Source organism: Psychromonas arctica, assembly GCF_038155225.1.
Taxonomy (GTDB): Bacteria; Pseudomonadota; Gammaproteobacteria; order Enterobacterales; family Psychromonadaceae; genus Psychromonas; species Psychromonas arctica_B.
The window spans coordinates 202472-214952 of record NZ_JBAKBA010000001.1; the positions used below are offsets into that span (position 1 = coordinate 202472).

The window sequence follows — 12481 nt, forward strand, 5'->3', positions numbered from 1 at the left end:
CACAATTGAGTAATAGTACTGCTAATACCCACTCGCTACTATGGTTTTAAGAATCAGAAACGTAGCGAGAATACATGAAAGCACTTCAAATTAAGACTGCCCGTTTACTCTCCTTTATTAGCAAAATGGCTAAGATTGGCGCGAAAAGTAATGGTGGTTGTAATAGACAGGCATTAACTGAAGAAGACCGTTTAGGGCGAGAATTGTTCTTAACATGGTGCCATGCCATTGGTGGTGTTGCTCGGTTGGATTCAATGGGGAATCTGTTTGTTCGGTTTGAAGGAACCGACTCCACCAAGTTACCTGTATTAATGGGATCGCATTTAGATACCCAACCATCAGGCGGTAATTTTGATGGAGTTTATGGTGTGTTAGCTGCGTTAGAGGTGATGTATACGCTTCATGATCAAAAAAAGAAACTCGTTCATCCAGTTGAGATAGTCGTTTGGAGTAATGAGGAAGGTTCACGTTTTACACCAGCTATGTCTGGGTCCGGTGTATTTGCGGGTAAATTAAAGCAATCTGATATTTATAAATCGCTTGATGACCAAGGTGTGTCTTACCATGATGCATTAATATCAAGTGGTCAAAATGGCACTGAGTTATGCCAAGCATTTCCATTTTTTGCCTCGTTAGAACTGCATATCGAACAAGGTCCTATCCTTGAAGCCGAGCAAAAAAGTATTGGCATCGTGACGGGTGTGCAAGGGATGAACTGGTATCAAATTACGCTAAGTGGTGAAACAACACATGCTGGGCCAACACCGATGTCGATGCGTAAAGATCCTGTTCAAGCATTGATGGCAATATTACCCAATATATACGATAAAGTCGCTGAGTACGGGGAACAGGCTAGAGTCACTATTGGTAAGTTAACGACCATCCCATCTTCAACAAATACAGTACCTGAGCATGTTATTTTCTCTTTAGACCTAAGACATCCTGTTCAAAAAACCTTAGATAACATGTCAAAAGAAGTGCTAGAGCTGTGCAATCAAGTTCCCTCAATTTTCAATTCAGATGTTGAGTTGCTGTGGGAGTCACCTGCTATTGAGTTTGACCTACGTTGCATTGATGTCATCCATATGGCTACAGAATTATTGAACATGAATGCGATGCCTATTGTATCTGGTGCTGGTCATGATTCTGTTTATTTATCAACGTTAGGGCCAACCGGAATGATTTTTGTTCCCTGTAAAGATGGCATCTCCCACAACGAAAAAGAGCATGTTGAACCAGAGCACTTAGTTTCAGGCGCCAATGTATTACTACATAGTTTGATTTTATTAACAGAAGAAAAGGAATGATAAATATGGAAAGCTTATTAAGTCGTCGTCAAAGTAATGGTGGAACAACTGCTTTGACTGACTGGGGCATTGCGTCTGAAACCGGACGTTTGAAAGAAGTATTAATCGGGCCTGTTGATCATTTTGAATGGCGCTCAGGTAACTCAACTTCTCGACGACATATGGAAGCGGGTGAGCGATATGACGCGAACGTTGCTAAGGCACAATATAATGAAATGCTGGATGTTTACCGTCAAACCGGTGTGAATGTGCATTTTTTGAATGCAAAGAAAGAACAACCTTATTCGATTTACGCAAGGGATTCATCCGTTATGACTCCTTGGGGACCGATAATCAGCCAAATGTATAGCCCTTGGCGACAAACTGAATGGCTAACTGCTTTAGAGTTTTATACAAAACAGAATATTCCGATTTTTGATGTGGTGACGGCAGGTAACTTTGAAGGGGGGGATTTTATGCTTATTGAACCTGGCGTGGCACTGTGTGGTTATTCTGGCGAACGTACTAATGAAGCGGGTATGAACCAAGTAAAAGGTTGGTTTGAAAAAGAAGGGTGGGAACTTGAAGGCATAAAATTTGACCCACACTTTTTACATATGGATGTGCAATGTGTCATGGTAGCTGAAAAATTGGCTGCTGTTTGTACCGCCGTTGCACCACAGAGTTTACTGACGTGGTTAAAAGGAAAAGGCATTGATATTATTGATATTCCTTATAAAGAAGCCATGGAATTAGGTTGTAATATTGTGTCGTTAGGCGACGAAAGGGTGCTTATTCCTTCAGATAGCTTGACGCTGAGAGACCAATGTAACGCTCGTGGTTTAACTGTGTTTGACCCTGATATCTCTATGATCACAAAAGGTGGCGGTGGTGTGCACTGCATGTGCCAAGCCTTGAAAAGAGACGAAAAGTAATAAGTGAAATTCCCGTCAAGGAGGTCGCAATGGAATTAGCATTATATCGCACATTATGGGGTGTTAAAGAGCCCATTACAGCGCTAGCCTCTATGTTGCGCAAAACCGGTTTTCAAGGCGTAGAAGGTAGAGTGCCGCTAGATGTTGAATCAAGAACCACTTTTAAACAAGCACTTGAAGAAACTGGCTTAGATTATATCGGCATTATTTTTACAGGCGGCGACGTCATTCCCGACCAAAGTAAAACGGTTGCGGATCATTTACAGCTTCTTGAGCAACAGTTGCCTTATGCAAAAGAACTGGGTGCGAAGTTTGTGAATGTATTAGCAGGTAATGATCGTTGGCCAATGGCAAAACAGGTTGAGTTTTTCACAAAAGCACTGGTTATTGCGAAGCAGGCCGACGTGATCTGTAGCTTTGAAACCCATCGCAGTACATCTCTTTATAGCCCTTGGGTAACACTTGAGCTGATGGAACTAGTGCCTGATATGATGTTTACCCTAGATATCAGCCACTGGATCTTAGTGTGTGAACGTCTACTCGATAAACCTGAAGATGATCTCTTTGCTTTTTTGAAACGTGTATTTCATATTCAAGCGCGTGTGGGTTATAACCAAGGTGCACAAGTCCCTCATCCTGCAGCACCTGAATATCAAACGGCTTTAAAATATCATCAACATGTATGGGAGCAAGTTTGGTCTGAACATCAATCTCAAGGCCGTAATGTAACGACCATGACAACTGAATTTGGGCCTGACGGCTACTTGCATCATCTTCCTTTTACTAACGTCCCCGTTGCCGACTTATGGTCATTAAATGATTGGATGGCAGAGGAAGAACAGTCACATTATTCTCTATTTCAGCAAAATGTATCATCAATTAATAACTTGAAAGGTGCTCGATGAGTAATATAAAGCCAGCATTCACTAGTATTCCTGTTATCAATGTATCGGGATTATTCAGTACAGATATAAAAGAGCGCCAAGCGGTTGCAGATAAAATGGGTAAAGCAGCTGCTGAAGTTGGCTTTTTATATGTCACAGGGCACGGCGTTCCTAAAGAACAAATTGCTGCCTTACGGCAAGCTACTAAGCAGTTTTTTAGCCAACCACTAACGACAAAAATGCAACATTATATTGGTGACTCTAAAACGCATAAAGGTTTCGTACCTGAAGGTGAAGAAATTTATGGTACGGGTAAACCGGATAATAAAGAGGCTTATGATGTTGGGTTTCCTGCACCAAAAGATAACCCGTATGTATTGAATAATACGCCATTAATTGGTGAAAATGAGTGGCCTGAATTAGCCGGTTTTAGAGAACCTATCTTAGCTTATTACAACACCGTATTTGGTCTCGGTAGAAAACTGTTTTCAGGTTTTGCATTGGCGTTAGGGTTAGAAGAAAACTATTTCGAAAGCATGGTGACTTGCCCACCAGCAAAGCTGAGATTAATTCATTATCCATTCAATAAAGAGGTGCTGGATCGTCCTGGTATTGGCGCGCACACGGATTACGAATGTTTCACTATGTTATTGTCAGATCAACCTGGCTTAGAAGTATTGAATGACGATGGCATTTGGATAGATGCGCCACCAGTGCAAATTGATGATGAAGAAGCCTTTGTTATTAACATTGGCGATATGCTTGAAGTGCTCACAGCAGGTAAGTTTGTTGCCACATCACATCGTGTTCGAAAAGTGGCACATGAGCGCTATTCTTTCCCGCTTTTCTTTGCTTGCGATTACGACACCTTAGTCAGACCATTACCGCAATTTGACGATGGCAAAAATGAATACAAAGAACTCAGTATTGGTGAGCATATGTACAGTCAGGCTTTACAAACTTATCGGTATTTACGTGAAAAAGTAGCAAAAGGGGAGTTATTACTTCCTGAACGAGCGACAGGAGTTAACATGTTTGGTCATTTCAAAAAGCAACAATAATATTTAATAAAATAAATACTTAACACAATAAAATATTTTAATTAAATCAAAAGGATAATACTTATGGAAAAGGCAAAAAAACTACTTACATCAACACTTATTGCAGCAGCAATAGGGGTTAGCAGTACAAGTGCTTTAGCGGCTAGTACATTAACTGAAGGTAAAATCAATGTTGGAATGGAAATTACTTATCCTCCTTTTGAGTCTTATGACGGTGACAAAGTAGTAGGATTCGATCCTGAATTAACCGCATTATTAGCCAATAAAATGGGTATTGAATATGGGTTTACTGATAATAAATTTACGGGATTGATTTTGGGCTTAGCCTCTAATAAATTTGATGCTGTAATTTCAGGTATGTATATCATTCCAGATCGTCTTAAAAAAGCAGATGCGATTCCTTATGCTCGTACAGGAGCTTCAATAATGGTTGCTAAAGGCAGTGATATTCAACCTAAAACAGGTGAAGATTTATGTGGTGTAAAGGTAGGCCTGCAACAAGGTACTACGTGGGTTAAAACATTGCATGAACTGTCCGAGTCTTATTGTGTTGCAAACGATTTACCGCCGATTGTTGTTCAAGAATTTCCAACAGCGCCAGAAGCAACGCAAGCAATGATGTCAAAAAATATACAAGCACAGATGGAAATTGCGGGTGCTGCACAAATGTTGGTTCAACGTACAAGAGAGCGTGTAGAAATTTCTTCAACAACGTTAGTTTTCCCACAAACACTGGGTATTTACCTTAAGCAAGGAAATGATCAGTTAAAAGCGCAATTAGAAAAAGCAATGTCAGAGATTAAAGCTGATGGTTCTTACCAAGCGTTGATTACGAAATATGAATTAATACCGATCACTGAATAATTTTTAATCGCTATGGCTATCCTGCCATAGCTTCTTTTGTTGTTTCTTAGCAAATAGTTTGTGCAGAAAGTTATTCGCTTTCGAGGAGTTTTTATGAGTTTAGATTGGGAATACTTTTTTTCATTATTTACTATGTCTGCTTTTTACGAAGCATGTGTCATTGTTATTATCTTGAGTGTTTTAGCGTGGAGCTTTGGGGCTGTATTTGGTTTTGTAGTTGCCTGCGGAAAGCTTTCTGAAAAAAAATGGTTATCGATACCATCCTCAGTATTTGTTTGGTTTTTTCGTAGTGTACCGTTATTAGTCGTATTAGTGTTTGTTTACAACATGCCGCAATTATTCCCTTCAACAGGACCTTATCTTGGTGTGCCTTTTTTTGCTGGTTTAGTCAGTTTAGTGGTGACAGAAGCCGCGTATATGGCAGAAATTCATCGTAGTGGTTTAGTCTCTGTTGCTAAAGGACAAAAAGAAGCGGGCCATGCCTTAAGCATTGGTTTTTTAGGTGTGCAACGCATCATTATTATTCCACAAGCTATCCGTGTATCAATGCCAGCTATGGTCAATGAATTCGTTACTATTATTAAGCTCAGTTCATTAGTCTCTGCCATTTCATTATCTGAATTATTACAAGTCGGACAACGCCTGTATTCGCAAAACTTCTTAGTGTTAGAAACCTTATTAGCCGTTGCGGTTTATTACGTTGCTATTGTTACTATCTTTAGTTCGATTCTACATTGGGCAGAGAGAAAAATGGATATTTCATTACGCTCGCCTGAAGCGTTGTCCGATGAAGAGTGTGAGGTGTTAAGGCTGCAATCTATAGCCGTTACTCATACACCGATAGATCCAATGCAAAAAGGGGTGCCTAATGCACTTTTTTTACAAAAAATTAAAAAATCATATGGTCGACATGAAGTATTAAAAGGTATAGATCTTAAAGTAAAACCTGGTGAAGTACTAAGTATTATTGGGCCATCAGGTTCAGGTAAAACCACACTGATTAGAACAATTAATGATCTTGAGAAAATTGATGGTGGTGAAATTGTGCTATTTGGGGAAGATTTCATTAAACCAAAAGCACTAAGCAATCAGCGTACTGTTTTCGAAGGGATCAAACGTATTGGTATGGTTTTTCAATCGTTTAACTTGTTTCCCCATAAAACAGTTTTACAAAATATTATGATTGCACCTAACTACCATGAGAAAAACGACTCGGTTTCAGAGACTGAAGCTCAAGCGTTATTTTTATTAGATCGTGTAGGTTTGTTAGCGCATGCTTATAAATATCCTCATCAACTGTCTGGTGGACAACAACAACGTGTTGCTATTGCGCGTGCTTTAGCCATGTCACCTGACATTATGTTATTTGACGAACCTACTTCTGCTTTAGATCCTGAAATGGTGGGAGAGGTATTAAAAGTAATCCAAGATTTAGCTAAAGAAGGGATGACTATGATTATTGTGACACATGAAATGGAGTTTGCATTATCAGTATCAGACCGAGTGATCATGATGGAAAATGGGGTTATACAAGTTGATGCTAGTCCAATTGATATCATTGAAAATCCAAATAATATGGAAGGTTTTGAACGTGTTAAAGAATTTATGGGGAAAATAAGCTAATGGATACACAAGAAAAAAAATTGCGCCTTGATTTGGCGGCAGCTTATCGTTTAGCAGCTATGTTTGGCTGGGAAGATACTTTATACACTCATTTTTCAGTTCGTTTGCCTGGTAAAGGTGAACCGCGTTTCCTGATCAATCCTTTTGGTCTCATGTTTGATGAAATTACTGCGAGTAATTTAATCGTAGTAGATGTGCGAGGTAAAATTATTAGTGGAGATGCTAAATATAACCCTGCAGGTTTTACTATTCATAGTGCGGTTCATACTGCTCGCGATGATGCTCATTGTGTTATTCATACCCATACTTTAGCTGGGATGGCGGTTGCAGCTTGCGAAAGTGGTTTGTTAAATGTTAACCAAATTAGTGCAGAGTTCTATGAACAGCTTGGTTATCACGATTACGAAGGTGTTGCTTTTAATTTAGAAGAGCGTTCTCGTATTCAAGCTTCTTTGGATGATAATATGGCATTAATTTTAAAAAATCATGGTTTATTAAGTGTTGGAGAAACAGTTGCGGATGCCTTTCAAATCATGTTTTATTTGAATAAAGCCTGTGAGATCCAATTAGCTACTGCACAAATGTCAGGCGTTTCCGCGATTGAAGTTATTCCGGATAAACTCGCCCAATATGTATCAGGGCAATTTAAAAAAGTCGCCTATGAACGACAAATAGTATGGGATGCCTGGTTAAGAAAACTAGATCGAATCGACCCGTCATACAAGGATTAATAACCATGAAACCTATTATATTAATCGCAATAAATGATGCTGAGCTTGTTGAACATCTATTGCAATGCGCACCTCAAGTTGCTTCTGACGTTGAATGGGTATTACCCACTCACCCGTTAGCAATTCAAGCAAAAGTAGCGGCTTGCTGGTACCCGCCATCTTCATTGTTAACAGATTATCCGCAACTTGAATTTTTACATTCTGTTGGTGCGGGAGAAGATAACTTAGGTGATTTATTATCATCTGGTTTGAAGGTTGGACGCATCATCGATGAAGATCAAAAAGTAGGGATGTTTGAGTATGTGTTATGGGGTGTATTATATTATCAGCGAGATATGGATCGATATAATCAAGCCGATAAAACTAAGGTTTGGCAACCACTTCCACAACGTAACACAAAAAATATTAAAGTAGGTGTATTAGGTCTTGGGGAGATTGGTAGCTTTGTTGCTACAAAGTTAGCTTCCATGGGTTATCAAGTGTCAGGGTGGTCGAGAAGCCCAAAACATATTGAAGGGGTGCATAGTGTTCATGGCGATGATGCATTACCTGATATGCTTGGAGAGTTGGATATACTCGTTAACTTACTGCCCTTAAATACAGCGACAGTAGGTATTTTAAATCAATCCTTTTTATCGATGTTACCAATGACTGCTAGCTTAATAAATTGTGGCCGAGGTGATCATGTCATTGAAGAAGATTTGGTTGAGTTATTGTCTAAAAACTTACTACGTGGCGCTATATTAGATGTGTTCAAAACAGAACCGTTGTCGAGTCAAAGTAAATTAAGAAATTTGGATAATGTCTTTATCACACCACACATTGCATCAAGTGCTACTCCTGAGGTTATAGTAAAACAAATCTCAACTGCTGCTTTAGATTATCAAAATCAACTCGTTAATGCTTAATTCAGATTATCTAACAACTCGATATTTGGATATTTCTTTGATGCACAAATAACTGTGTTAGAACATGATTATTTGCACAACCTTAGTTATCACATGAAAGATAACTAAGGTTAAATAGGTTTTACAAGATATTATGTGTTTTTGAGTAATCGATTATTTCAGCCTTTAATCTGGATAATGAAGTGTTTTTATTTCTAGGAAGTCCTCTAAGCCTGGCACACCTCCCTCTCTACCAACTCCAGAATATTTGTACCCTCCAAATGGGCTTCCATAACGATGGGGCCCACCATTAATATGCACCATGCCTACGCGTAAACGAGTAGCAACACGTTCAGCTCGATTTATATCATTTGTTTCAATATAGGCTGCTAAACCATAGTCTGTATCATTTGCTATCTCAATTGCTTGTTGTTCGTCTGCAAATGGAATAAGAACGAGTACGGGACCAAATATTTCTTCACGAGCAATGTTCATCTCATTCGTTACATTTGAAAATACAGTTGGTTTGGCGAAATATCCTGCTTCAAATCCAGCAGGCTTGCCAATGCCACCAACAAGTAAATTAGCTCCTTCAGTGATGCCTTTTTTGATCATATCTTGAACTCGTTCAAATTGTACTTGGCTGACTAATGGTCCGATATGATCACCTTCTTCATTCGGCATTCCAACTAGGACAGCTTCTGCAGCAGACTTTGCAATAAGAGTTGCTTTTTCATACACAGATTGTTGGATCAACATCCGAGTCGGAGCATCACAGGATTGACCTGAATTAAGAAAGCAAGTTTGAACTCCACGCACGATACTTGCTTCGATATCTGCATCATCAAAGATAATGTTGGGAGATTTTCCACCGAGTTCTAAAGTTACTCTTTTAATTGTATCCGTAGCGCTTTTACTGATTGATATTCCGGCTTTTGTTGACCCTGTAAATGAAACCATATCGACATCTTTGTGCTTAGAAAGTACTGCACCTGCCGATATACCATCTCCATTAACTAGATTGAAACTTCCTGCTGGGAATCCTGCTTCTTCAATCATTTCAGCAAAAAGCATTGCATTGAGGGGAGTCTGTTCACTTGGCTTTAATACACAAGTACAACCTGTCGCCAGTGCAGGAATAACTTTTAAAGCAATTTGGTTTATTGGCCAGTTCCAAGGTGTGATAAGTCCACAAACACCAATAGGTTCTCTACAAATAATATCCCCATTAGGTAGGGTTTCTCGCGTTTTTATCTGGCGTAATCCTGCAATGAAACCTTCTAAATGACCTAAACCAGTGTGTGCTTGTTGCTCAGTACTCATGGTGACAGGTGCACCAAGCTCTAAAGTAATTGTTTGTACCATCTCATCATAACGACGTTCATAAATTTTAAGTAATCGCTCTAATAAGGTGAGACGTTCCTCAATGCTCGTTTGGCTATAACTTTGAAATGCCTTTTTAGCTGCCTCAATTGCTAGCTCCATATCTTGGGATTGCCCCATCGAAATAACTGCAATTGGCTGTGCATTTGTTGGGTTTAGTACTTCTAGATCATTTTTTTGGGCTGGGTCAATCCATTTACCATCGATGAAAAACTTACGTTTTATTAACATGTTATTCCTTTTGTATTTGACCTTTATTCTGATAAATAATGATTTATGTTCAATTTAATATTTTTATTTTCTTCATTAATTAAAAAGGCAATAGAGGATCTGGCGTATCTTTATTTTTATAAATAACCCCGTCTACTTTAATGGTAGGCGAGGCTGGAGTGTTTTATCTATCTGAAATTATTTGGTTATTTGAAGGTAATAATTTACTTAATATTAAATAAATAATTGCTGTGCATATAAACGTTAATGCAGTTACGCCAATGTCTAAAGGTTGGTAGTACGTGAAGTAAAAAGACCCTGTTGAGCTGATCACATAAGTGAAGATAGCATTGAGATTAACGCCTTTATAAAAACGATACTTTGGATGCAGAGGGTCAAGTACAGCATCAACATTTAGGTTGGATTTGTTGATTAAATAATAGTCGCTTAACATTATTGCAAAAACAGGAATGATGAGTGCGCCTACTAATAAAATCCAATCGAAAAATGAAGCCATTAATGTTTCTTGAAGGAATGATCCACTGAGACAAAATAAACCAAAGATAATAGTGATTAAGCTAAATTTTGTTTTAGGAACAATTGACATTGTACTCATTACAATACTGTAAAGGTTTAAAACATTTGTTGTTGCTACAGATAAAAACATGACTAAAGCCGCGGCTATACCAAAATTACCCTCTAGCAGTTGTGATGGGTCATAAGTAGGTTCAAAGCCTTCAATAATAGAGTAGGCTCCTACAGCAATACCAAGGCCCATTGCAATCATAGTACCTGAAAGATAACCAATGGTAATTCCTGAGGCACTTGTTTTTACACTTTTACAATAGCGGTTATGATCACAAGGTAATGCCATCCAAGAAAAAGCAGTTGCTAGCACGATATCAAAAATAATCGCATAGGTTAGGCCTGGTGATTCAGATAATGGAAGTTGTTCAAGCTTTGTTAAACCATGCTTATCAAGTAGTGTGTAAATGACAACAAATGCAACAACCAGCATAAATGAAGAAGTAATTCCTTCTATTTTTTGAATGCCAGTATGTCCTAAAATTGTAATGATTAAGACAATCGCTTGAGTAACAAAAATAGATAAAACAATATCGTCGTATGAAAAGACACCGATTAAAACCTGATTTAAAGCTAGCCCTCCCATATATCCTTGAATCATTTGCCAGCCACAAAGGATAACTATATTGAGAGCTGCAAAAATCTTAGAGCCATTGTGTCCAAATGTTGCACGGGAAGCAACGAAAGTAGGTAATCCAGTTTTTGTACCAATGATAGCAATAGCTGCAAGAGCAATACATCCGATCAATGAAGCAATAATAACTGTTCCAAATGCACCGTAAGGACTTACATCTGGAACAAATAATTGTCCGGTCGCAACGGTTGGTATTACCAATGTCGCTGCAATCCAAAGGAAAATCGTATTACCAATACCCATTGTTTTCTCGGAAGACTGTATTGGCGAAATATCATCACGTCCTATTTGTGTGTGCTTACTCATGTTAATTCCTTTTTGTTTATAATTACAATCTTCTATCGGATTGTGTTTAATTTTTAAATATTACCAACTCTGTCTATTTGTAAATCATCTTTGAACAGCAAGCCTTGTCGTTTAGTACGATCTACTGATAATTGAAATATATCATCACGTGAATAATGCCCAACAATATCTAAATCGTGTTTAAACCTTGTTGTGTCAATAAGATTTATATCAGCATAAATTATTTTATTTTGTCCAAACGTTTGCTCTACAATCCAATTCCCGTCTGGTCCAATAACACCACTACCACCATTAAATAAAACATCACTGTTTTTATCTGGCGGGTTAGCGCCAATCTTGTAAGCTTCTAATAATTCGTCTGGTATATCATCTGTTGTTAAGTACTGTGCTGCAGCAACAACAAAACAGCGTCCTTCAAAGGCGTAATGACGAGAGGCAATTGCATGGCTTTCTGGAACATCTGGCCAGCAAGCAATGTGAATTTGTTCATCTTGATGGTGCAGTGCATGTCTCGCTAACGGGTGCCAATGTTCCCAACATATTAAAGAGCCAATTCGACCTACTTCTGTATCGATCACATTTAAACCAGAGGCATCGCCTTGAGCCCACACATTACGCTCTGTCAGGGTTAATATGAGTTTTCGGTGAACATTAAGTGTTTCACCATCAGGCCCAATAAACAGTATGCTATTGAAGATTGATCCACTGCCAACACGCGCTTTTTCATTAAAGCCTAATACGATATGAGCACCACTTTCCAAAGCCGCTTTGCGAATTGGCGATAATATTTCATCATCTGCAGTAGGACATTGCGCTAGAAATTTTTCATACCAATATCGAGCATTAGCACAATCCCATCCTGCCATTCCAAATACCCATGCCGGATAACCCGTTAACCAACACTCAGGAAAAACGATTAATTCAGCGCCAGCTTTTCCGGCTTCACGAATTAAACGTGCAGCTTTCAATACTCCTTCTTGTAAATTAAGTAACACAGGAGCTTCCTGAATAATTGCTATTTTTTTAATTTCCATATTGTTACCTATATTAATAAGTTGCTCAGAATTTAATTTTATTAAATGATTAAAGCTC

Annotated in this window: 11 protein-coding genes and 1 pseudogene; 9 read left to right on the plus strand and 3 right to left on the minus strand. The window is 38.6% G+C overall.

The window, feature by feature from the left end; translation table 11 throughout:
* Positions 1-74: 74 nt before the first annotated feature.
* From V6255_RS00995 to V6255_RS01030, 9 genes and pseudogenes are all read left to right on the plus strand, one after another.
* Positions 75-1307, plus strand: coding sequence for a M20 family metallo-hydrolase (locus V6255_RS00995; protein ID WP_341626459.1), 1233 nt, complete (start codon positions 75-77; stop codon positions 1305-1307).
* A 5-nt stretch (positions 1308-1312) separates the two neighbouring features.
* Entirely contained in the window at positions 1313-2221 is a 909-nt protein-coding gene (locus V6255_RS01000; RefSeq protein ID WP_341626460.1) for a dimethylarginine dimethylaminohydrolase family protein, read from the plus strand.
* Positions 2222-2250: 29 nt separating this feature from the next.
* A complete protein-coding gene (locus tag V6255_RS01005) occupies positions 2251-3126 on the plus strand; it encodes a sugar phosphate isomerase/epimerase family protein (RefSeq protein ID WP_341626461.1) in 876 nt (291 codons plus the stop codon).
* Positions 3123-4166 carry an isopenicillin N synthase family dioxygenase gene (locus V6255_RS01010; RefSeq protein WP_341626462.1) on the plus strand — a complete coding sequence of 348 codons (1044 nt, stop codon included), beginning with the start codon at positions 3123-3125 and terminating at the stop codon, positions 4164-4166. Before V6255_RS01005 ends, V6255_RS01010 begins: the two co-directional genes overlap by 4 nt.
* A 63-nt stretch (positions 4167-4229) precedes the next feature.
* Positions 4230-5030, plus strand: a complete 801-nt coding sequence (locus V6255_RS01015) for an ABC transporter substrate-binding protein (protein WP_341626463.1) — start codon at positions 4230-4232, stop codon at positions 5028-5030.
* Positions 5031-5162: 132 nt separating this feature from the next.
* Positions 5163-5774, plus strand: a pseudogene (locus V6255_RS19270) (amino acid ABC transporter permease); the annotation flags it as partial.
* A 105-nt stretch (positions 5775-5879) separates the two neighbouring features.
* Positions 5880-6653, plus strand: coding sequence for an amino acid ABC transporter ATP-binding protein (locus V6255_RS19275; RefSeq protein ID WP_425355894.1), 774 nt, complete (start codon positions 5880-5882; stop codon positions 6651-6653).
* Positions 6653-7384, plus strand: a complete 732-nt coding sequence (locus V6255_RS01025; protein WP_341626465.1) for a class II aldolase/adducin family protein — start codon at positions 6653-6655, stop codon at positions 7382-7384. The genes V6255_RS19275 and V6255_RS01025 overlap by 1 nt, the downstream gene beginning before the upstream one ends.
* 5 nt (positions 7385-7389) lie before the next feature.
* Positions 7390-8292: a glyoxylate/hydroxypyruvate reductase A gene (locus tag V6255_RS01030; protein ID WP_341626466.1), complete on the plus strand. Its 903-nt coding sequence runs from the start codon at positions 7390-7392 to the stop codon at positions 8290-8292.
* A gap of 165 nt (positions 8293-8457) precedes the next feature.
* On the opposite strand, the gene V6255_RS01035 is transcribed toward V6255_RS01030, so the two are convergent.
* The 3 genes from V6255_RS01035 to V6255_RS01045 all read right to left on the minus strand — a co-directional run bounded on the left by V6255_RS01035 (position 8458) and on the right by V6255_RS01045 (position 12423).
* Positions 8458-9885, minus strand: coding sequence for an aldehyde dehydrogenase family protein (locus V6255_RS01035; protein ID WP_341626467.1), 1428 nt, complete (start codon positions 9883-9885; stop codon positions 8458-8460).
* A gap of 163 nt (positions 9886-10048) precedes the next feature.
* Positions 10049-11389 carry a purine-cytosine permease family protein gene (locus V6255_RS01040; protein WP_341626468.1) on the minus strand — a complete coding sequence of 447 codons (1341 nt, stop codon included), beginning with the start codon at positions 11387-11389 and terminating at the stop codon, positions 10049-10051.
* Positions 11390-11442: 53 nt separating this feature from the next.
* Positions 11443-12423, minus strand: coding sequence for a carbon-nitrogen hydrolase family protein (locus tag V6255_RS01045; protein ID WP_341626469.1), 981 nt, complete (start codon positions 12421-12423; stop codon positions 11443-11445).
* Positions 12424-12481 lie beyond the last annotated feature (58 nt).